This window comes from Terriglobia bacterium, from assembly GCA_020073205.1.
Classification (GTDB): Bacteria; Acidobacteriota; Polarisedimenticolia; order Polarisedimenticolales; family JAIQFR01; genus JAIQFR01.
The window spans coordinates 1-20,760 of sequence record JAIQFR010000039.1 but is presented as its reverse complement, the minus strand read 5'-3'; the positions used below and the strand labels follow the sequence as shown (position 1 = coordinate 20,760).

17 protein-coding genes, 1 tRNA gene and 1 pseudogene are annotated in these 20,760 nt (G+C 68.6%); 8 read left to right on the top strand and 11 right to left on the bottom strand.

Going from position 1 to position 20,760, the window contains the following annotated elements:
- Window positions 1-35 precede the first annotated feature (35 nt).
- Window positions 36-386 (bottom strand): HNH endonuclease, encoded by a 351-nt coding sequence (locus LAO51_10090; GenBank protein ID MBZ5639086.1) that lies wholly within the window; start codon window positions 384-386, stop codon window positions 36-38.
- A 508-nt stretch (window positions 387-894) separates the two neighbouring features.
- Between LAO51_10090 and LAO51_10085 the strand changes: the two genes are divergently transcribed.
- The 3 genes from LAO51_10085 to LAO51_10075 all read left to right on the top strand — a co-directional run bounded on the left by LAO51_10085 (window position 895) and on the right by LAO51_10075 (window position 4,057).
- On the top strand, window positions 895-1,551 hold the full coding sequence (locus LAO51_10085; GenBank protein MBZ5639085.1) for a hypothetical protein: 657 nt from the start codon (window positions 895-897) through the stop codon (window positions 1,549-1,551).
- 92 nt (window positions 1,552-1,643) lie between these two features.
- Window positions 1,644-1,883, top strand: a complete 240-nt coding sequence (locus LAO51_10080) for a hypothetical protein (protein MBZ5639084.1) — start codon at window positions 1,644-1,646, stop codon at window positions 1,881-1,883.
- Window positions 1,880-4,057: a bifunctional DNA primase/polymerase gene (locus LAO51_10075; protein ID MBZ5639083.1), complete on the top strand. Its 2,178-nt coding sequence runs from the start codon at window positions 1,880-1,882 to the stop codon at window positions 4,055-4,057. The genes LAO51_10080 and LAO51_10075 overlap by 4 nt, the downstream gene beginning before the upstream one ends.
- Before the next feature lie 509 nt (window positions 4,058-4,566).
- Here LAO51_10075 and LAO51_10070 read toward each other — a convergent pair.
- The 3 genes from LAO51_10070 to LAO51_10060 are packed head-to-tail and all read right to left on the bottom strand — an operon-like array spanning window position 4,567 to window position 5,502.
- Window positions 4,567-4,977 carry a hypothetical protein gene (locus tag LAO51_10070; GenBank protein ID MBZ5639082.1) on the bottom strand — a complete coding sequence of 137 codons (411 nt, stop codon included), beginning with the start codon at window positions 4,975-4,977 and terminating at the stop codon, window positions 4,567-4,569.
- A gap of 48 nt (window positions 4,978-5,025) precedes the next feature.
- The gene (locus LAO51_10065; GenBank protein MBZ5639081.1) at window positions 5,026-5,280 is read right to left on the bottom strand and encodes a hypothetical protein; all 255 of its coding nucleotides are present in this window, start codon (window positions 5,278-5,280) and stop codon (window positions 5,026-5,028) included.
- Between the two features lie 12 nt (window positions 5,281-5,292).
- Window positions 5,293-5,502: a hypothetical protein gene (locus tag LAO51_10060; protein ID MBZ5639080.1), complete on the bottom strand. Its 210-nt coding sequence runs from the start codon at window positions 5,500-5,502 to the stop codon at window positions 5,293-5,295.
- Window positions 5,503-6,365: 863 nt separating this feature from the next.
- Here LAO51_10060 and LAO51_10055 point away from each other — a divergent pair.
- Window positions 6,366-7,025, top strand: a pseudogene (locus LAO51_10055) (recombinase family protein).
- On the top strand, window positions 7,017-7,820 hold the full coding sequence (locus LAO51_10050) for a zinc ribbon domain-containing protein (protein MBZ5639079.1): 804 nt from the start codon (window positions 7,017-7,019) through the stop codon (window positions 7,818-7,820). Before LAO51_10055 ends, LAO51_10050 begins: the two are co-directional and overlap by 9 nt.
- Here the strand turns inward: LAO51_10050 and LAO51_10045 are convergent.
- The 3 genes from LAO51_10045 to eno all read right to left on the bottom strand — a co-directional run bounded on the left by LAO51_10045 (window position 7,777) and on the right by eno (window position 9,776).
- Window positions 7,777-7,853 (bottom strand) — tRNA-Met (locus LAO51_10045). The two genes, LAO51_10050 and LAO51_10045, sit on opposite strands and share 44 nt — an antisense overlap.
- Before the next feature lie 77 nt (window positions 7,854-7,930).
- Complete coding sequence (locus LAO51_10040) at window positions 7,931-8,458, bottom strand: septum formation initiator family protein (GenBank protein ID MBZ5639078.1); 528 nt, start codon at window positions 8,456-8,458, stop codon at window positions 7,931-7,933.
- A 31-nt stretch (window positions 8,459-8,489) separates the two neighbouring features.
- A complete protein-coding gene (gene eno / locus LAO51_10035; protein MBZ5639077.1) occupies window positions 8,490-9,776 on the bottom strand; it encodes a phosphopyruvate hydratase in 1,287 nt (428 codons plus the stop codon).
- 206 nt (window positions 9,777-9,982) lie between these two features.
- Between eno and LAO51_10030 the strand changes: the two genes are divergently transcribed.
- Window positions 9,983-10,345 (top strand): divalent-cation tolerance protein CutA, encoded by a 363-nt coding sequence (locus LAO51_10030; GenBank protein ID MBZ5639076.1) that lies wholly within the window; start codon window positions 9,983-9,985, stop codon window positions 10,343-10,345.
- 31 nt (window positions 10,346-10,376) lie between these two features.
- Here the strand turns inward: LAO51_10030 and LAO51_10025 are convergent, their stop codons facing one another.
- The 3 genes from LAO51_10025 to moaC all read right to left on the bottom strand — a co-directional run bounded on the left by LAO51_10025 (window position 10,377) and on the right by moaC (window position 12,309).
- The gene (locus LAO51_10025) at window positions 10,377-11,087 is read right to left on the bottom strand and encodes a hypothetical protein (GenBank protein MBZ5639075.1); all 711 of its coding nucleotides are present in this window, start codon (window positions 11,085-11,087) and stop codon (window positions 10,377-10,379) included.
- 219 nt (window positions 11,088-11,306) lie between these two features.
- Complete coding sequence (locus LAO51_10020; GenBank protein ID MBZ5639074.1) at window positions 11,307-11,753, bottom strand: hypothetical protein; 447 nt, start codon at window positions 11,751-11,753, stop codon at window positions 11,307-11,309.
- 58 nt (window positions 11,754-11,811) lie between these two features.
- Window positions 11,812-12,309: a cyclic pyranopterin monophosphate synthase MoaC gene (gene moaC, locus LAO51_10015; GenBank protein MBZ5639073.1), complete on the bottom strand. Its 498-nt coding sequence runs from the start codon at window positions 12,307-12,309 to the stop codon at window positions 11,812-11,814.
- 158 nt (window positions 12,310-12,467) lie between these two features.
- Here moaC and LAO51_10010 point away from each other — a divergent pair, with 158 nt between their 5' ends.
- Entirely contained in the window at window positions 12,468-13,928 is a 1,461-nt protein-coding gene (locus tag LAO51_10010; protein ID MBZ5639072.1) for an aminoacyl-histidine dipeptidase, read from the top strand.
- Window positions 13,929-13,982: 54 nt separating this feature from the next.
- On the opposite strand, the gene LAO51_10005 is transcribed toward LAO51_10010, so the two are convergent.
- Window positions 13,983-14,567, bottom strand: a complete 585-nt coding sequence (locus LAO51_10005; protein MBZ5639071.1) for a molybdenum cofactor guanylyltransferase — start codon at window positions 14,565-14,567, stop codon at window positions 13,983-13,985.
- A 336-nt stretch (window positions 14,568-14,903) separates the two neighbouring features.
- On the opposite strand from LAO51_10005, the gene LAO51_10000 reads away from it, so the two are divergent.
- On the top strand, window positions 14,904-20,760 hold a 5,857-nt coding region (locus LAO51_10000; protein MBZ5639070.1), incomplete at its 3' end, for a choice-of-anchor D domain-containing protein.

Here is a 20,760-nt window from a genome sequence, read left to right as displayed (position 1 = left end):
ATCTCAACGTTGTCTAGCGCTACCCCCGCTTGTGCTTACCCCATCGCCGTCCTCGGATTTACGCTCTCCCGCATGGTTTTGGCTGAATGGCAGGCATGGCAGAGCGCCTGCAGGTTCTTCGGATCATCCGTCCCGCCGGCCCGCTTCGGTACGATGTGGTCGACGTCCGTCGCGTGGCCACCGCAGGCACGGCACACGTGCTGGTCGCGTCGCAGGATCTCCTGCCGCAGGACAAACCACCCGCCCGCGTAGCCGCGTTCCTTCGTCCCAGGCCGGTTCGCGTCCTGCCGGTGGTACTCGTCGCGCTGGTGCTCGGGGCAGAACCTCTCATGGGTCAGCGCGGGGCATCCAGGCCAGCGGCAGGGCTTGGCAGGTCGAGTCGGCACCCTACGTTCTCCGTGCAAAACGAAAGCCCGCCCCCTCCCCCTGTACAGGAAGGGGCGGGCTGTGTGTCTCGGGCGTCCTTGACGGGTGCATTGTCACAATAAATGGCTCGCAGGTCAAGGGATTGTCCAGCCGTGAACAGCAGCGGGTGGGCTTGCTCCCACGCTTTGGAAACTTTGTCAGGTCGAGAAGCGAGATACAATCGAGGTTGATGTGGGCCCGGCACCCGTGGCCACGGGGCTGGCCTTCCCGAGCCGGCAGCCGGGCCCCATTTCTGAATCGGGACCGCCACGGGAGGCGGGTATGTCTAGCCGCACCGACCCTCCGGAGCCCCTTGCACGCAAGAGGCGAACTCGCTCACATGGCGTCACGATGAAGTCCGCCCAATATGCGGCGCACGTGGTAGCCGAGCTTGATGCGATGCCGGCAGCATGGGAAACATGGAAGCCGGACGCGACATGGACACTCCGCAAGATCGCGGAGGAACGAGCACAGACCACGAATAGATCGATGATCGCCGCGATGGACGTGGACGAGAGAATGTACAACGCTCGCCTTGACGTCCTGAACGCGCCCTTCACGTTCGACGCAGCCCAAAGCAAGCCGCTTGAGGAACTGGGCGCATTCCCGAGGCTCCGGCGAGACCTGGAGGTGCTGATTCAGTGGCACCGGCTCGAGTCGAAGCCTCTTGAGATCGCGCGAGTCCCGCGCGCCGGTGAAAGAACCCGCCGCGAGTGGGAGCGGCTGCGCGATGCACTTCGGCGCGTCGAGGGTTTGGCGGAGGAAATCGCGTCCTGGGGCCTCGCACACCGACTCAACATGGAACGATTCAAGCCGCACCGATACATCGACGTCTCGATGACGCCCCTGCTCGATGACCTGACCCCTTGGCGCGAGGCGAGCGAACGGCTCCTGGCGGCGCCGCCGCCCGGCGGCCGGCGCGAGGAATTTCTCCGCGATGTGCTCGCCGTCGCTGTCGCGCTCGTGGTGATACGTCACCAGGTACCTCTCTCGCGTTCAAGGCTCTACCGCACCGCGCTCCGCGCTGTGCTGGACGCCACGGGGCAAGCCATCGGCGATAAGGCCTTCTCAAAGCTCGCGTCCGCTGTTGCCGTCGCCGCGCGCCGGGTTGCAATCTCAGCGCCGCTGAACGCCCCACACGCCTGACCTGCACGGACCCCTTCCGCGCACAATTTCCGCGCAGAAACGGGAGCACCAACGCTCTTTCGGCGGTGGTCTACTTCTGATGGAGTGACGCCATGGAGAATCATCCGGTCGATGGGATCGAGCGGTTCACGGCTACTGGGGCCCGCGTGATCGACTGGTGCCGAGTAAAGGAACTCTGCCCGCCATTCACGAAGGGTGACGTGTTCCGAAAACTCAAGAACGGGATGTTGCGGGGGAAGAAGCTCAATGGAGTGCTTCTGATCGATGGGCGCAGCGTTCGCGACCTGATAGCGAACTCGCCGGCATGGAAGCCGAAGAAGACCCTCCCGTGACCACCACGCTCGACGCCGCCCGTGACTACTTTCGGCACGGTTGGATGCCGCTCCCGGTGCCGCACGGAGAGAAGGACCCGAATCGCAGGAGATGGCAGGAATTTAGGACCACCGAAGCCGAGCTGCCGAGGTACTTCGAGAACGGCTCGAATATCGGCATTCTCACTGGCGAACCGTCGAACGGTCTCGAGGACGTGGATCTCGACACCCTGGAGGCCGTTGCGCTCGCTCCGAGCTTCCTCCCGCCCACGAGCATGCGGTCAGGGCGGTTCAAGCGACATTGCTCGCACTGGTGGTTCCGTGTCGTGGGAGCCATCCCGAGCAACGCCACGTTCAAGGACGTGGACGCCGATAAGACCACGTTGCTGGAGCTTCGGGGGAGCGGCCGGCAGACCGTCGTGGCCCCGAGTCGGCATCCAGACGGAGACGAGTACTGTTGGGATGGCCCGCTCGAGCCGCTGGACATTACCGGGGACAAGCTGCTCGAAGCCGTTCGAATGCTCGCCGGCGCGACGATCTTCGCTCGTCACTGGCCGAGGGGTCCCAGCTCCCGGCACGATATCGCGAACGCGCTCGGCGGGATGCTTCTACGGGCTGGATGGAGCGAGGACCGGGCGGCCGAATTCACCACATCCGTCGCTCGGGCAGCAGGAGACGAAGAGGCAGGCCTGCGAGCGGACGATGTTCGCGCGACCGCGAGACGCATGAAGCAAGGCATCCCGACGACTGGGGTGCCGACCTTGGCCGAGCTGCTCGGCAAGCCTGTAGTGACGAAGGCAAGGGACTGGCTCGGTCTTCGACCCGAGCCCACAAGCGACGCGAAGGCCGCTGTTGAGGAGGATAACGAGGCACACCTGACCGAGCTAGGACTCGCCCAGCGAATTGTCAGGCAGCACGGCGCCAGCGTGCGTTACTGCTTCGAGTGGAAGAAGTGGTACGCCTGGTCCGGGACCCGCTGGGAACACGACGCTGGCGCGAATCTCTGGCGGCTGGCGAAGGACACGGTGCGGACGCTCTACCGGGAAGCCGGAGCGGAGCCGCACGCGGGCCAGCGGGCGAAGGCCGTCGCCTTCGCGCTGAAGTGCGAGAAAGAAAACTGCATCAGGGCCGCACTGAGTCTTGCGCGATCTGAGCCCAACATCCCCGTCGCGACCACAGATCTGGACCGCGACCGATGGCTCTTGAACACGCCGAGCGGGACCGTGGACTTGCGGAACGGCACGCTGCGTCCGCATCGGCGCGAGGATCTGCTGACGAAGTTGTGCGCGACGCCTTACGATCCCACGGCAAAGGCGCCGACGTGGGAGCGGTTTCTCCTTCGCATCTTCAACAACGACGTCTCCCTGATCCTCTACCTCGAACGACTTCTCGGCTACGCGATCACCGGGACGGTGCAAGAGGAGATCCTCGCGGTCTTTTACGGCCGCGGGGCCAACGGCAAGAGCACGCTGACCGGCACGATCCACGGCACCATCGGCTCGGACTACGCCGGCGTGATGCCGCACCACCTCCTGGTGCACGAGAGGAAGGACACGCACCCGACCGCGTTCGCTGATCTCCGTGGAAAGCGGTTCGTCTACACCCACGAGTTGGACGCCGGCGCCCGGTTGTCCGAAGGACTCGTGAAGCACCTCACCGGAGGCGACCGCCTGAAAGCCCGCAGGATGAAAGAGGACTTCTGGGAGTACGAGCCAACCCACACCGTGTTTCTCGGAACGAACAGCAAGCCGATCATTCGCGGCACCGATGACGGGATATGGCGCCGTGTCCACCTCGTCCCTTGGACGGTGCAAATCCCCAAGAACGAGCAAGACACCCAACTCCGGACGAAGCTGCTTGCCGAGGCTCCTGGCATCCTCCGATGGCTCGTCCAGGGAGCCCTCGACTGGCAATCGATGGGACTCGCACCCCCGGCGCCCGTCGTGGACGCCACCGCAAACTACAGGAACGAGTCGGACACCCTCGGCGACTACCTCTCGACCTGCCGACTGGATCCACAAGCCTGCGCGCCGGCCAAGAACCTCTACGAGAGCTACACCAGCTGGCACAAGTCGAACCTCGGCGGGGACCCGATGACCCAAACCCTCTTCGGACGACTCCTGGCAGAACGCGGGTTCTCCAAAGGCAAGGACAAGAAGACCAGCTGCGTCGTCTGGCTGGGGATTGCGATATGAGCCGCCCCCAACGTTCCGGAGGGTTCGGAGGGTTCGGAGGGTTTTCTCGCATAAGCACTCATGCGCGCGCGCGTGTGTCCGCGAACCATGGGAACTATCCGAACTATCCGAACCCTCCGGAGAGGCATCGCTCGATGCTCGTCCGGACCCGAGCGGCTTTCGCGTGCTGGGTCGAGTCGTACGCCGTTCGCCCACCGCAGCCGCACGCCCGGAGGCTTTCCCTTGCCCCCAACCGCCCCACCACGCGCCACCAGGCGCGCCACGCGGGCAACCAGGGGGGTAGCCGGTCAGGAACCCTGGAACCTCTTCGAAGGTCCGCGTCGCCCGTCGAACGCGCGCGGCCGAGGGTTTCGGGGTAGGGGGGGGTCGGCATGAATAGCGCGCCGTTCCGCGCCTTCACCCTCGTGGAGGCCCCCGAAACTGGGCACAAAAGGGCCCCAAGATGGGGCCTAAAGAGAGGGCCCGCTCGGTGGGATTCCGGCGGGCCCAGGTGGCGCGGCGGGGTCGGTCTACGCGCCCTTGGTGGCCTCGATCCCGGCGTCGATGGCGGCCTGGACGCCCTTGAGGTCACCGTTCGCGGCGCACACGAGAACCTCCCGGGCGAACGCCGACCCTCGTCTCGGGCCCGCCGCAGCGTGAATGGCCCTGGCGTGTTCGGGGTGAATCCGGATCGCGAATGTTACGAGCGGCCCTTCGTTCTTCGGAGCCTTCGGGGCCTTGGGCGGCTTCCCCTTCCTCTCGGCCTTGCCCTTCTTCGCGACCTTCGTCTCGCTCTTCTTGGTCTCGGACATGTCAACCTCCGTCGCGGTGGACGCGGGCGCCTCGATCCCGAGGGCCATCCTCAAGGCGTCGGGCGGCGCGTCGTCCGCGGTGAATTCATTCCAGTGGGTGGTGCAGATGCTGTGACCGAGGTAGCTCAAGTCGGCCTCGGCCCGGCACCTGGTGATCTCGCAGCGGTCGTCCACAGGTCAGCGCCCGGCGTGGAAGCCGCGGTGATGGCACGTCTCGCACGAGAACACGATGCCGTCGTCGGGGTTAGTGAACGTCGGCCCCAACCCGAGGCAGCTCCACGCCCACGGCGTGAACGACGCTTCCGTTCCGACATGCGCCCCGCAGTACACGGCGCCGCTGTCGCTGATGTAGAGGCATGCGGGATCGAACCCCTCGCCCGGCCTCAGGTCGTGTGGTTGCTGGCGTGGAATCGGGCTGATGATCTTGGCCATGGTGGGTCCCCTCTACCATCGCTGATTGAGCATGACCACGAACCCGAGGACCCTTTCGCCGTCCGCGTAGATCCGAACGATCCGCACGCGCTCGCCGTCTCCGGAGCGCTCCGCCACGACCCTCACACCCCGGTCGTTTCGGGACAACTCGATCGTTCCGCCGGGCTTCAAGGAATCGATCTTCTGGTCCGTGGTGGTGGCCTTCTTCGTGGCGTCTCGCATTGTGTTTTCCTCCGTTTGCACCATCATCAATGCGCTTCTCTGCGCGACGAATCCACTCAATTCAGGCCGAAATTCGGTGATTTACACGGGCATCGCCTCACCATCGGCTGTGGAGCAATTGACGGCTTGGCGGGGACGAATGGCGGTGGTCCGCGCGCCGGGGCGCCACGTGGCTAGGACCCGCCGCCGGGCGCACCAGGGGCCGCCCAGGCCGCCCACGGGGCGATCGTCGGGCCTGCGGCTCGCCACACCGCCAACGACGCTCGCCAGCGACGACGGCACCGCCATGAAGATCGTGGAAGTCGAAAGCGAGGCCTCCTCCCCTGCCCGGGTCGACCTCGCGCTTCGGACCCTCGCGCGATTGATGCTTCGCGCCCACGCAGCCGAACCTGTGCCGAATACGAAAGTCCTTGAACTTCGGGCCCACACACGCCCTGATCCTGGTGATGAAGCCGCCTAGAACCGCCGCCGATGCCATCGTCGGCGCTCGCCGCGCGGTGGCGTACGTCCGTCGCTCGACGGATAGGCAGGACCAGAGCATCAGCGACCAGCGCCGTGCCATCGAGAAGCACGCGGCCGACCACGGGTTCGAGATCGTCGGGTGGTACGAGGACGACGCAATCTCTGGAGCCTCGGTTGACGCGCGTGCGGGATTCAGAAAGATGCTCGCCGACGCGCAGGCCCCGGGCCGAGCATGGCGATTCGTCCTCGTCTACGACGTCTCTCGCTTCTCTCGCGGCGACCTCGACGAGGCCGGCCATCTGCGTTACCAGTTCCGGGAGGCCGGGGTCGAGGTCATCTACTGCAACGAGAACCTGACCGGCGGCGACGCTGACGATCTCGTCGTCGGCGTGAAGCAGTGGATGGCGCAGAAGTACGTGAAGGACCTCTCGAAGATCACGATTCGCGGCCAGGTCACCCACACCGAGGCGGGCGCGTGGTGCGGCGGCACGCCGGCGTACGGCTACGATCTCCTGTACCACGACTCCACGGGGCGGCCCTACCAGCGCGTCCGCTGGCTCGAATCGGGCGACAAGGAGGTGTACGACATCGAAGGGCGTCTCACTCGCGTTCTGCCTCGGGGCGAGCGCCTCAATTCCAGCAAACGGGACGTCGCGCGGCTTCTTCCCTCGACTCCGGAACGGATCGCGGTCATCCAGCGGATCTTCCGCGAGTGCGTCGAGCTCGGTCGGGGATGCAGGTGGATCGCGTGCGGTCTCAACCGCGACGGCATCCCTTCTCCTCGAAATGGAAACTGGTCCTCGAACGCCCACTCGATGTGGAGCCTCAGCACCATCCGGGAGATCCTCCGAAACCCGGCGTACCGTGGCGATTCGGTTTGGAATCGGAGGACGTTCGCGCGGTTCCACCGCGTGCGGGGTGGGGTCGCCGTCGAGCGGCCCCGGGTCGACGCGGACAAGCCGAGGGAGAACGCCCAGGTGGACTGGATCGTCGTGCCGGGCACTCACGACCCCTTGGTCCCGCCATCGAGCTTCGACCGCGCTCAAGAACTGATGCAGGCACGAGCCAGGAACGTCGGGCCGAGGAACGCTCGTGCGGGGAACGGCATGCGATCCCCGTTCTTGCTTTCCGGCCTCGTCACCTGCGCCCGATGTGGACAGGCCTACCAGGGCCGGACGGTCAACAGCACGAAGCACCGCAAGGACGGCTCGAAGATCAAGACGCTGTACTACGCCTGCGGCGGCTGGGTCATGAAGGGTGCCTCGGCCTGTGAGAAGTTCCTCCTGCGGAAGGAGCCCCTGGAGGAGCTGCTGATGGAGACGATCCAGGGGCGGCTCCAGACGCTCCTGACCGGCGAGGGCGAGACGGTCCTCCGCGAGTACATCCAGGAGGAGATCGCCAACCAGGGCCAGGATCCCCGCCGCGAGATCACGACGATCCGGGACCGAGTGGCGGCGATCGACCAGAACGCCAGCGTGCTCTTGGAGGGGTTGTCGCCCGAGACGAGGGCCTTCGTGGACACGAAGCTGCGCGACCTCGGGAACGAGCGGCGTCGGCTCCAGGACCGCCTCCAGGAGCTTGAGACGGCCCCCTACGAGCCGATCGACGTCGAGTTGGTCCTCCGGGAAGGCCTCGCCTCGCTACGCAATCTACCGCGTATGTTGGAGTCGGGGAGCCTGGAGGAGCGGAAGGAGTTCGTGCGCGCGTTCGTGGGCGGCGTGAAAGTCATGCCGGAAGAGGCGCGCCTCGAGCTGGAGATGCGCAGGTTCCCCGCCGTCGCGCTTCCGCGGCCGGGAAACTCTGCCTGTCAGGTGGTAGCGGGGGCAGGATTTGAACCTGCGACCTTTGGGTTATGAGCCCAACGAGCTACCGGACTGCTCCACCCCGCGTCAAGTGTGCTCGGACGATCGGAGAGTATACCAAACACCGTCCGCAGATCAAGGCCCCGCGGGACCGGGCGTGTCCCCTAGTCCCTCGGCACGTCCGGCTTGGCGGCTGGCGCCTTCTTCACCGCCGGCGGAGGAAGCGCCAGGCCGCCGCCGGGCACGCAATTCTCCTCGCGCGGGAGGAGGAACGTGATCTCGCCGGGCTTCACGAACCCCAGCTCCTCGCGGGCGATCCGCTCGATGGCGTGGGGATCGTTCTTGAGGCGGTCCACCGCCTGCCTCAGCTCCATGACCTGGATCTGCTTCCGCTCGACCGCGGCCTTCAGGGACGCCAGCTCCTCCCGGCTCCGGCGCACGGCGAAGTAGCCGTGGTTGCCCACCAGCGCCTCGACGGAGCCGGCGACGAAGAGGGTCGCCAGGAAGAGGCCGACCACGCCGTGCAAGAAGCGGCGGCGCCGCTCGCGGTCCGGGTCGGGTGCCTTGCCGGGCGGGGGGTCCTCGGCGGGACGCGCGTCCGACGGGAACAGCGGATCGGAGCGCGCGTCGCTCGGAACTCCGCGCGGCCACGGCTCGCCGCCACGCCTCCGGAAACGCAGGAGCCTTCCCATCGAGGCGCCCGCCCCCCTCCCCGTCCGAGACCTACTTCCGGCCGAGCCGCGGGAACGCCGAGCGGCCCACGTACCGGGCATCGTCCCCCAGCTCCTCCTCGATCCGGACCAGCTGGTTGTACTTCGCCGTCCGCTCCGACCGACAGGGCGCGCCGGTCTTGATCTGCCCGAGATTCAGCGCCACCACGAGGTCGGCGATGAAGCTGTCCTCGGTCTCGCCCGAACGGTGCGAGACGACGCACGAGTAGCCGGCGCGCAGCGACATCTGCACGCAGTCCAGGGTCTCGGTGACGGTGCCGATCTGGTTCAGCTTGATCAGGACGCTGTTCGCGATCCCCCGCTCGATCCCCTTCGCGACGATCGCGGGGTTGGTCACGAACACGTCGTCGCCGACGATCTGGATCTTCTCGCCGAGGGACCGGGTCATGAACTTCCACCCGTCCCAGTCCCCCTCGGCCATCCCGTCCTCGATGGAGACGATCGGGTACTTCTTGACCCAGGCCTCGTAGAGGGCGCACAGCTCGGCGCCGGTCTTCTTCGGCTTCTTCTCCGCGGCGAGGACGTACTTGCCCCCCTCGTAGAGCTCCGACGCGGCGACGTCGAGGGCGAGCACCACGTCGCGCCCGGCCTTGTACCCGGCCGCCCCGATCCCCTCGACCAGGACCTCGAGCGCCTCCTCGTTGCTCTTGAGGTTCGGGGCGAAGCCGCCCTCGTCCCCCACCGACGTCGCGAGGCCGCGCTTCTTCAGGACCCCCTTCAAGGCGTGGTAGCACTCCGAGCCCATCCGGTACCCCTCGGCGAACGTCGCGGCGCCGACGGGGACGATCATGAACTCCTGGACGTCCACGTTGTTGTCCGCGTGGGCGCCGCCGTTCAACACGTTCATGAACGGGACCGGGAGGTCCTTCGTGTTGGACCCGCCGAGGTAGCGGTAGAGCGGGACGCCGACGCTCTCGGCCGCCGCGCGCGCCACGGCCATCGAGACGCCGAGCATCGCGTTCGCCCCCAGCTTCGACTTCGTGGGGGTGCCGTCCATCTCGATCATCGCGTTGTCGATGAACACCTGGTTCAGCGCGTCGAGGCCGCTGAGGGCCGGGCCGATCACCTTCTCGACGTTCTCGACCGCCTTCAGCACGCCCTTGCCACCGAACCGCTTCACGTCCTTGTCCCGAAGCTCGAGCGCCTCCCGCGAGCCGGTCGACGCGCCGGACGGGACCGCCGCCCGGCCGATCGTGCCGTCCTCGAGGACGACGTCCACCTCGATGGTCGGGTTGCCCCTGGAATCGAGGATCTCGCGCGCGGAGATCTCGTCGATCATCCCGGCACGGTGCCCGCATCTGCATGTCACGTTCGCCGATCTCCTTTCGTCGAGCGCCGGCATCGACCCGGCGCGCCCCGAGGGGTCGCGGGCGGCATCCGCACCGCCCCGCGCGACTATAGCGCAGCTCTCTTCGTCGGCTCAAGGAGATAGCTCGACTTTTTCGCCGATTCCCCGTGCTAGCATCCGCTCGAGGAGGCTGCGGGATGGCGTCCGAAGGTCACGGCTTCGCGATCGTGCTCACCACCGCGGGAACGGACGAGGAGGCCTCGCGGATCGCGGCGGGGCTCGTCGAGCGGCGCGTCGCCGCCTGCGTCAACGTGGTGCCGGGCGTCGTCTCGCACTATCGCTGGAAGGGCGAAGTCCACCGCGACGACGAGCGGCTCCTCTTGATCAAGACCGCGGAGCGGCTGCTCCCGGAGGTGGGGCGCGCGATCCGCGAGCTGCACTCCTACGAGCTGCCCGAGGTGGTCATGGTCCGGATCGGTGGCGGCGACGAGGAGTACCTGGCGTGGCTGGCCGAAGGGCTCGCGCCGGAGACCGGGGACGGCCCGCCCGTGGGGGGCTGACCCCCGCGGACGGGCCGGAAGGGCGAATCGATCAGTCGTGGCCCTTGCCGTGGTCTTTGCCGTGGCCCTTGCCATGGCCGTTGTCGTGCCCCTTGTCGTGGCCGCCGTTCCCCTGGCCCCGGTTGTCGCCGTGGTCGTCGTGGCCGCCCTTGTGGCCGTGGCGGACTTGGTATTCGCTGACCATCAGGTCGCGGACGTTCCGCCCAGAGGCGCGCCAGCGCATCGCGTCGTCCACCGGGACGCCGTAGTACTCGTGGGCCATCCGGACCGCGACGAGGTTCCGCACGTCGGCGTCGGGGAGCACCATCATGTACTTCGGATTCTGGCGGTGCTTCCTCCAGTGGCCGTACGCCCTGCCGTAAGGCGGACCGGGGTCGTGCGCGACCGGCACGAACCACGCGTCCACGGGCACGCCGAGGCGAAGCCCGACGTCCCACCAGGAGAGCCCCTGGCGCCGGAGCGCGAAGATCACGTCGGGCGAGCGGCGCGACTGCGTCGAGATGAAGAGGCTGACCGCGAGGTCGTCGGGGTTCGTGTACCGGGTCCCCCATTGCTCGACGACCGGCGGCGCAACGTCGAAGTACCTCGAGCTGATGTTGAAGAAGACGCGGCCGGAGTCCCCGAGGGGAACGCTGGCGCCCAGATCCACGTCGACACCGGCGCGTGCCGCCGGCGCGAGCGCCGACCCGAGAAGACACAATGCCGCTGCGAGTAGTGCGGTCGAAATCAGCCGTGCTCTCATGGTCTCAGCCTCCAACCCTCGCCTCGCGAGGATCTTGCCCTGACGCGACTCAATCTTAGTTCCGCCGGCTCCGCGGGCAAGGAGAGGATCGGAGAGCACGCCACGTGCCACGCGCGGCCGGAAGACATCTTCTTTGTTCTGCTGCCGGTCCGGCCGCCCCTTGCAATTACGGGATCGTGATCCGTCCCTGGACGGACTGACCGGCGTCCTCCGAGGAGGTCAGGGCTTCGTCTCGAGCGCGATCTTGAACTGCGTCGCCTTGTACGCCTCGCCGTTCACCCCGTCCAGGACCAGCCGGAACGTCCCCTGCCGGTTCGGCCGCAGGGGGAACACACGGGGACCTCCGTTCGCGGCGCCGAGGAGACGGCCCTCGTCGTCGAGCAGGACGATCGCGAGGCCGAACATCTGACGGGAGGAGCCGAGGTTCGAGATGGAGATCTCGGCGCGGGGAACGCCGCCGGTCCTCAGGCCGGGCACGCCGGTGCTGGAGGGGAGAAAGATCTGGATGGAATCGAGGCGGAGCCCCCCCTCCACGCTCTCCCCGACCTGGAGCACGATGTCCGGCTTGAACTGGTAGGTCTTCGTCAGGAGCGCCGCTCGGGCCGAGGCGCTCGAGGCCGTAAGGAGCGCGGCCGCCACGACAGCCATCGCGATGCGTCGTCTCATTCCCACCTCCGTGCTACGGGCGGCGCGGCGATCGGGGGCCGCCGGTCCCGACCGCCCATTATGTCAGGCTACCGCGGGTCGCGCCGCGCTTGAAGCGCCCGGAGCGCCCCCCGCTCTTCTCGAGGAGTACGATTTCCCGGATGGCGGACGCGCGATCCACCCCCTTGGTCATGTCGTAGAGGACGAGACAGGCCCCCGAGACCGCGACCAGCGCCTCCATCTCGACGCCGGTCACCCACCGCGCCTCGACCGTCGCGGTGACCACCGCCTCCCGGTTCCCGGCGTCGAGGTCGATCGCGACGTCGAGATGGTCGAGCGGCACCGTGTGGCAGAGGGGAATCCACTCGCTCGCGCGCTTGCCGGCCGCGATCCCCGCGATCCGCGCCACCGCCAGCGCGTCCCCCTTCGCGAGCCGGTTCCCGGCCAGGAGCCTGAAGGCCTTCGCGCCCAGCGCGAGCCTCCCCCGCGCCACCGCCCGGCGGCGCGTCACCCGTTTTCCGCCCACGTCGACCATCCTCGCCTCTCCCCTGGCGTCGACGTGCGTGAGCCTCGCCATGCGGACCTCCTTCCTCGCTCCCATCCCGCCGGCGCCGCGGGACCGCGGGCGGTTGCTCCCCCGGGGCAGGCTGCGGTACCGTAAGGGTTCGTCGAAACGCAACCCTACCTCCGGCCGCGAATCCCGCGTCCGGCGGACAGCACGCGGAGGATACCCGAATGAGCGACCCCCTGGCACACCTCGAGCCCCGCTCCGTGTGGGAGCAATTCTCCGAGATCCTCCGCATCCCGCGCCCGTCGGGGCACGAGGCTGCGGTGGCCGGGCACCTGACCGCGGTGGCCGCGCGCCACGGCTTCAAGACCTCGAGCGACGGCGTCGGCAACCTGGTGATCGACGTTCCCGCGAGCCCCGGCCGGGAGAAGGCGCCGGTGATCGTCCTCCAGGGGCACCTCGACATGGTCGCGGAGAAGAACAAGGACGTGACCCACGACTTCATGAAGGACCCGATCCGCCCGAGGATCGTGGGCGAATGGGTGCACGCCACGGGCACCACGCTGGGGGCGGACAACGGGATCGGGGTCGCGTCGGCGGTGGCCGCGGCGGTGGACCCGAAGGTAATGCACGGCCCGCTCCAGCTCCTGTTCACGGTGGACGAGGAGACCGGGCTCACGGGGGCGATGAAGCTCGACGGCTCGATGTTGCGGGGCAAAACCCTGCTGAACCTCGATTCCGAGGAGGACGGGGTGCTGTTCGTCGGCTGCGCTGGAGGCGCCGACACGCACCTCTACTTCACCCCGGCCTGGACCTCCCCCGCCCGCGGCGCCTCGCCATTCGTCGTCGAGGTCAAGGGGCTTCGAGGCGGGCACTCGGGCCTGAACATCATCGAGAACCGCGGCAACGCGCTCAAGATCCTCTCGCGGGCGCTGGCCGGCGCGGTGATCGACGGCATCGGGATCGGAATCGCCTCCCTCGAGGGGGGCTCGAAGCACAACGCGATCCCGCGCGAGGCCGAGGCGACGGTCTTCCTCGCCCCCGCCGACGAGCCGCGGCTCCGCAAGGTGGTGGACCGGCTGGCCGCCGACCTCAAGGTCGAGTTCCAGGGGATCGACGACGGGCTCGCGATCTCGGTCCGTCCCGGCGCTCCCTCGGCCCGGGCGATGTCCGCGGACGACAGCCACCGGCTCCTGCACCTCCTCCTCGGCCTCCCGCACGGGAACCTCGGCATGAGCCAGGCGATCCCCGGCCTCGTCGAGACCTCGAGCAACCTCGCGGTGGTCTCGGCCGAAGGGGATCGGCTCAAGGTCGTCTGCAGCAGCCGGAGCAGCGTCGCGCCGGCGCTGGACGCGGTGCTCCTTTCGATCCGGGCGATCGGCGCCCTGGCGGACGTCGAGGTGGTGAGCCGCGACGGCTACCCCGGATGGAAGCCGAACATGGCCTCGCCGGTGCTGGCGGTCGTGCGCGACGTCTTCGGGAAGCTGTGGGGAAAGGAGCCGAGCGTCACGGCGATCCACGCCGGGCTCGAGTGCGGGCTCCTCGGCGACAAGGTGCCCGGTATGGACATGATCTCCTTCGGGCCGCACATGGAAGGGGTGCACTCCCCCGACGAGCGGCTGAACATCCCGTCCGTGGGCCGGTTCTTCAACGCGCTGGCGGAGATCCTCGACCGACTTTCGAGGTAATGCGGGCCGGGCGCCGGGGCCGACGGGTCCCGGCGCCCGCGCCGCACCTGTCGACTACCCGAACCACCCCACTCCGTCTTCGGGAAAGGCGACGATCGCCAGGGCCGTGCCGAGGTCCTGGTCGGGCATCTCCCGCGGGCCCAGCCGGCGCGTGACGAGGTCCGGAAGCAGGCTGCTCACCTTGTGCATCCGGTACTCGACCGCCTCCCGGACCCGGTCCCGCGTGACGCGCCTCCAGAGCCCCGCCAGCGGATGGTCGCGCCCGTTCGGGTCCACGAGGAACACCAGCTCATCCTCCGGCCGGGCCTCGGAGAGGAGCGTGCGGAGGAGCGCCGTGTCCACGCCGGGGTAGCCGCACGAGAGCACGAGCAGGTCGGAATCGCCGGTCACCGACATGGCCGCGTCGATCCCCGCCAGCGGGCCGCGGAACGCGGGGGCCGCGTCCTCCACCGCCGCGTACTTGGGCGCGGGGTTCGCCATGCCGGGGGAAATGCTCACCACCACGGTCCCGGTGATCGGCCGGAGCGTCCTCGCGGCTCGCTCGGCGAGGGACAGGCCGTCGAGCACAAAGCTCCCCCTCGGACGGCCCATCAGTGTCCCGCGTCCCCCCGCGAGAACGACCCCTATGATCTGGCCCACGTCGCGGCTCCGGACAGGCTTCGATTCCCACGGACCTGCCCATGTGGGTGGCGCACATCTTAGTACTTGACACGGGCCCGCGTGACCGTATTTCTTCATTACTAGAAGTCACGTCCTGAGCGGAACGACGACATCAGGATTCGCGAAGCTCCGTCGATTGGGGGCAGGGGCATCGTGCGGATTCCGTGCAGTCACCGCGTCGACGTCCGCTCGGGGACGCGGCAGGGTCGGCGGCGGGGATCCCGCCGTCGGTCGGCCATCCCGGCTCCCGCTCGCCTCATCCGGCCATTCTTCGCTCTCGGAGCGCTCTCCGCGTTCCCAGGATCAAGGACCAACATGACCTCCTCAGGCTCGCGCACGGCTCCCCGTCGTCTCGCCTTCCCCCTCGCGCTCCCGCTCCTGATCCTCCTGGGTCTTCTCACTGGCGGGACCGTCGGCGCGACGCCTCCCGATCTCGTCGTCTCCCCCGGCTCGTTCAGCGAGAGCCTTCCCACGGGTGAGACGCTCGTAAGGACCCTGACCTTCGAGAACCGCGGGGGCGAGGACCTGCACTTCCAGCTGCGGATCGAGGCCGGTGGAGTCCCGAGTCCCTCGGCTCAGCAGCGAACCGAGGCCTCCGGCGTCCTGCTCGTCCAGGACGCGGCGCCCTGGGGGACCACCGCCAACGAGCAGATCCTCTCGGCCAACGGCATTCCCTTCACCGTGGTGGGCTCCGCGGCGTTCGCCGCGACCGACCTGTCGACCTACCGGCTCGTGATCGTGGCCGGCGACCAGCCGACGAGCTTCTACGCGGCCCTGTCCGCGCAGGCGACCCGGATCGAGGCCTACGTCGTCAACGGAGGCGTGCTCGAGTTCCACGCGGCCGGCTGGGGCAGGAATGGCGGCGACGCCTCCGTCGTGACGCTTCCAGCGGGGCTGCGCATCAATCCCCGCTTCGCCAACGTGAACTACGTGCTGGACGCGGGCCATCCCCTCGTCGCGGGAGTTCCGAACCCGTTCCACGGCTCGCACGCGAGCCACGCGTACTTCACGGGGATTCCGGAGGGCGCCTCGCTCGTCGCGACGGACGACCTGGACCAGCCGGACCTGCTGGTCTACCGGTTCGGGACGGGGACCGTCGTGGCGAGCGGCCAGGCGTTGGAGATCGGCCGCGAGAACGGCTGGGACGCCGGGGTGATCCTCTCCGACATGATCCCGTACGCCTATGGTCTGCAGCACATCTGGCTGGCCGTCCAACCGGTCACGGGAGTGGTTCCGGCAGGAGACTCCGCGGAGATCCTGGTCACCTTCAACGCCACGGGGCTGATCGGCGGTGATTACGACGCCAGCGTCCTCGTGTCGAGCGACGACCCGGACGAGCCCACCGTGACCGTGCCGGCGCACCTGCACGTGACGGGAGCGCCGGACGTCGAGGTCACGCCCACCGTCCTCGCGTACGGGCCGGTCCCCGCCGGCTCGTCGCGAAGCCTGACCTTGACGGTCGCCAACGTCGGGACGGACGTGCTTGCGGTGACCGGGATCGCGTCGGACGGCCCGAACTTCTCGGCGGACGCGTCGAGTTTCACGCTGGCGGTCGGAGAGCGGCGGAACGTGACCGTCACGTTCGCGCCCACCTCCGCGGGCGAGAAGGACGCGACGCTCACGATCGTGAGCGACGACCCGGACGAGCCGGAGGTCACCGTGGCGTTGAGCGGGCAGGGGTGGATGCCGCCGGATATCTCGGTCGCGCCGTCCTCGTTCGCGGAGTCGCTGTTCACCGGCGGGACGGTCACCCGTGCGCTCGCCGTCCGGAATACCGGTGGGAGCGACCTGACGTTCCGGATCTCGATCGATTCCGGGAACGGCCTCGCCGTGACCCGGCGCGTATCCGTGTCCGCACCGGCGCGCGCCGCCGGGCCGGGAGCGGCCCTCCCCGAGCCGCCCGCCATGCTCTCTCGGAGCTACGCCCAGGACACGGCGCCGCGAAGGGCGCGCGCCGCGTCCTCGCCGGGAGCCCCGACCGGCGCCCCCCTGGGCGACTTCAGGATCCTGATCCTCGCGAGCGCGAGCGACGTCTCGGAGATCCAGTCGTATCTCCGAAGCTTCCCGGATCTCGCCGCGGTCGACGTGTTCGACGGCGGGCTCGGGGTGCCGACCCTGGCGGACCTCGTGCCCTATCGGTCGGTGATCGTCGTCAACGAGGTGCCGTTCGGCAGCCCCGCCGCGGTGGGGAATGTGCTGGCGGACTACGTGGACTCCGGGGGCGGCGTCGTCCTGACGCTCGCGTCCTACGTCGGGTCGTGGAGCGTGCACGGAAGGCTCGAGAGCGACGGCTACTTCCCGCTCGGCGGCGGGACCGGCCCGGTGGGATACGCGAGCCTGGGGCCCTTCGACGCCCAGCATCCGATCATGAAGGGGGTGACGTCGGCCTGGGGGGATGCGATCGCGGACGTGTCGCTGGCGAGCGGCGCCGAGCTTCTGGCGTCCTGGGACGACGGTCTGCCGTTCGTGGCCACGAAAGGGCGCGGCGTGGTCGCGGTCAACGCGTTCGTGTCGGAGTGGGGCTACTGGGGGGGCGACGTCCCGCTGATCCTTCACAACGCCGCCTTCTGGGCCGCCATGGCGCCCTGGCTGTCCGTCTCCCCGAGCGGCGGGGTCGTCCCCGCCGGCGGCGAGGCCCAGGTGGCGGTGACGTTCGACGCGACGGGACGGAATGGGGGGGACTACGACGCGAGGATCGTGGTGACGAGCGACGACCCCGACGAGCCCGAGCTGTCGATTCCGGCGCACCTGCACGTGACCGGGTCCCCGGATGTCGAGGTGAAACCGACCACCCTCGACTACGGATCGGTCTACCTCGGGTCCTCGCGCGGCCTTGCGCTTTCGGTCTCCAACAAGGGAACGGACATCCTCACGGTGACGAGCGTCGCGTCCGACGGCCCGGAGTTCTCGGCCGACGCGTCGAGCTTCACGCTGGCCGCGGGCGAGAGCCGAAGCGTGACCGTCACGTTCGCGCCCAGCGCGGCCTTCGAGGCGCACGCGACGCTGACGGTCGCGAGCGATGATCCCGATGAGCCGGCGGTCACGGTCGGGCTGAGCGGGCGCGGGTCGGAGCCGCCGGACATCTCGGCGACGCCCTCCTCCTTCGACGAGAGCCTGCTCTCGGGCGAGAGGATCACGCGGACCCTGACGATCGAGAACTCGGGCGGGAGCGACCTCGTCTTCGCGACGACCTTGATACCGGCCGCGGGCTTCGCGGCGCCGATCCCCCAACGGGTCGTGTGGCCCGCCGACGGGCCGATCCCGCTGACCTACGACCCGACGGCCGCCGCCCCCAGGGCCGCCGCGGGCTCCGCGTCCTCTCCGGCGGGCCAGGCCGTGCTCAACGGGAACGACATCCTCGTCCTCGCGACGTACTACGTGGACCAGTCGGTGCTGCGAGCCCTCGATGAGCTCGGCAAGCCCCACGACGTCCTGTACACCGACGACTTCACCTCGGTGGACTTCACGCCGTACAAGACCGTCGTCGCCGCGCTGGACGGCGGGTACGTGGATCAGGCCGACGTTCTGGCCCTCGCCAGCGCCGCGGCGGTCGGCAAGAAGCTCTTGATCCTCGGGGGCTCGAATTACGCCCCTTACTACAGCGGGGTCGCGACCTACCTGCTCGCGCACACCGGCCAGGCCGGCTGGCAGACCTCCTCCACCCCTCACCTGCGCGTGGTGGCGGCCTCCGACCCGCTCGCCTCGGCCCTGCCCGCCACGGCCACCTTCCAGGATTACGACGCGTCCTACTACATGCTCCGGATCGACGATCCGGCGGCGACCGTCGCGGTGGTGAACGGGGACGGCCAACCCGCCCTGGTCCACAAGCAGATCGGGCTCGGAACCCTGGTCTACTTCGTCGACGATCCCGCTGAAGACTTCTGGTGGTCCCCCGCGGACTTCGCGCTCCTGAAACAGGTCCTCAAGAACGCGCTGGACTTCGGACCCGCCTGGCTCGAGGTCGAGCCCCGGTCGGGAACGGTGCCCGCGGGCGGGAGCCTGGACCTCGCGGTGACGTTCGACGCGGCGAGGCTTTACGGCGGGGAGTACGACGCGAAGCTCGTGGTGTCGAGCAACGACCCGGACCAGCCCCAAATGTCGCTCGCGGCGCACCTCCACGTGACGGGGGCCCCGGACATCGACGTGTCGCCGACCGCGCTCGACTACGGCCCGCTCTTCATCGGAGCGTCCCGGAGCCTCGCGCTGACGGTCGCCAACGTCGGGACGGACGTTCTGACGATCGCGGGGATCGCATCGGACGACCCGGAGTTCAGGGCGGACGCGTCGACCTTGTCCCTGGCGGTCGGGGAGCGCCGGATCGTGACCGTCACGTACACGCCCACCACGGCGGCCGAGGCTCACGCGACGCTCACGGTGGCGAGCGACGATCCGGACGAGCCGGAGGTGACGGTCGGACTGACCGGACAAGGGCTGATCCCACCGGACATCGCGGTGACCCCCACCTCCCTCGCCGAGAGCTTGTTCACGGGCGAGACGGCCACCCGGTCCCTGCTCATCGAGAACCGGGGTGGAAGCGATCTGCGCTACGACCTGTCGATCGCCGCCCACGCCGGAGCGTCGCCTGCGGTCGAGCACCGGCGAACGGCACCTCCCGGGGCACGGAGCGGCCCGGCGGCGTCGGCTCCCGACGCGCGATCGGACCTGGCACCTTCGGGTCACCTCGTCCGGCCCGCCGTCGGCTCCCGAATCGCCGGCGCCGACGTCCTGCTCGTTCAGGACGTCGCGCCATGGGACACCGCATCCAACGAGCAGATCCTGTCGATCAACGGCATCTCCTTCGACGTCGTCGGCTCCGCGGCGCTCGCCTCGACGAACCTGGCGCGATACCGGCTCGTGATCGTGGCCGGCGACCAGCCGACCAATTTCTACTCGACCCTGGCGGCGCACGCGGATCAGGTCGACGCCTACGTCGCTTCGGGCGGCGTGCTCGAGTTCCACGCCGCGGGGTGGGGCTGGTCCGGCGGCGACGCGTCCCTCGTGACGCTTCCCGAGGGGGTGCACATCGTCCACTACACCTCGGGCTCGAACTACGTCCTGGATCCGACCCACCCCCTGGCGGCCGGGTTGCCGAATCCGTTCACGGGGTACGCCGCGAGCCACGCCTATCTCACCGGCCTTCCGGGCGACGCGTCGCTCATCGCGTCGGATGACCTCCACCGGCCCGACCTGGTCCAGTACCGGCATGGGGCGGGTTGGGTCATCGCGGGCTGCCAGACCCTCGAATTCAGTTACGAGGAAGGGTACACGCCGGGACAGATCCTGATCCACATGATCCCGTACGCGTACGGGCTCGGGCCCCGCTGGCTCTCCCTGGATCCGGTCTCGGGCGTGGTTCCGGCCGGAGGATCGGCCGAAATCGTGCTCACCTTCGACGCCACGGGACTGAACGGCGGGGACTACGACGCGGACGTCGTCGTATCGAGCAACGACCCGGACGAGTCCGACGTGCCGATCCCCTCGCACCTGCACGTCACAGGGGCGCCGGACATCTCCGTGTCGGCGCCGCCGGTCTCGGTGGAGTCCACGGTCGCGTACTCCACCGACGGGGCGGCCACGGCGCACGTCCTGCCGATCGCCGAGAACCCCGGCGTCGGCGGCACGGTCACGCTCATCGCGGAGGGGGACTACGGCGACTCCGGCGAGACCGCCACGGCGACCGCCGAGGGGATCCTGCTCGGGAGCGTCGGCGCCACGGGGACCGACTGCAGCGCGGCGACGGGGTCCTTCGAGGTCAGCGCGGCGGATCTTGCCGCGCTGGCCTCCGACGGCGTCGTTCACGTCGTCGTGCAGAACACCTCGTACGTCGGGGCCTGGTGCGACTCGAACCGGCACACCGTGCGCCTGAGCCTGCCCCGCCCGTCGGACCGGATCGAATTCGGAGACCTGTACCTGGGCCAGAGCCAAACGCGGGACCTCGTGGTGAGCAACGACGGCACGGATACCCTCGTCGTGAGCGGGGTCACCACGGACGCCCCGGAGTTCGAATTTCCTGGCGCAATTGTACCGGCTATAGTAGTGGTCCCAATCGCGCCAGTGCTTTGCAGGCGAGCACCGCCCAGCACATCGAGCGTTCCGCCCAGCGCCCCGCTTACCGCAAGCGTGCCCGCATCGACTGATGTGTATCCGGCGAAATCGCTTGAGTCGCCTGTCA

Excerpts from the sequence above, each read along its gene's own strand:
- moaC (MBZ5639073.1), bottom strand. The coding sequence starts at position 12,309 with ATGGCGAGGCTCACGCACGTCGACGCCAGGGGAGAGGCGAGGATGGTC.
- LAO51_10080 (MBZ5639084.1), top strand. The coding sequence starts at position 1,644 with ATGGAGAATCATCCGGTCGATGGGATCGAGCGGTTCACGGCTACTGGG.
- LAO51_10010 (MBZ5639072.1), top strand. The coding sequence starts at position 12,468 with ATGAGCGACCCCCTGGCACACCTCGAGCCCCGCTCCGTGTGGGAGCAA.
- LAO51_10040 (MBZ5639078.1), bottom strand. The coding sequence starts at position 8,458 with ATGGGAAGGCTCCTGCGTTTCCGGAGGCGTGGCGGCGAGCCGTGGCCG.
- LAO51_10065 (MBZ5639081.1), bottom strand. The coding sequence starts at position 5,280 with ATGGCCAAGATCATCAGCCCGATTCCACGCCAGCAACCACACGACCTG.
- LAO51_10060 (MBZ5639080.1), bottom strand. The coding sequence starts at position 5,502 with ATGCGAGACGCCACGAAGAAGGCCACCACCACGGACCAGAAGATCGAT.
- LAO51_10025 (MBZ5639075.1), bottom strand. The coding sequence starts at position 11,087 with ATGAGAGCACGGCTGATTTCGACCGCACTACTCGCAGCGGCATTGTGT.
- LAO51_10030 (MBZ5639076.1), top strand. The coding sequence starts at position 9,983 with ATGGCGTCCGAAGGTCACGGCTTCGCGATCGTGCTCACCACCGCGGGA.
- LAO51_10085 (MBZ5639085.1), top strand. The coding sequence starts at position 895 with ATGATCGCCGCGATGGACGTGGACGAGAGAATGTACAACGCTCGCCTT.
- LAO51_10050 (MBZ5639079.1), top strand. The coding sequence starts at position 7,017 with ATGCAGGCACGAGCCAGGAACGTCGGGCCGAGGAACGCTCGTGCGGGG.
- LAO51_10020 (MBZ5639074.1), bottom strand. The coding sequence starts at position 11,753 with ATGAGACGACGCATCGCGATGGCTGTCGTGGCGGCCGCGCTCCTTACG.
- eno (MBZ5639077.1), bottom strand. The coding sequence starts at position 9,776 with ATGATCGACGAGATCTCCGCGCGCGAGATCCTCGATTCCAGGGGCAAC.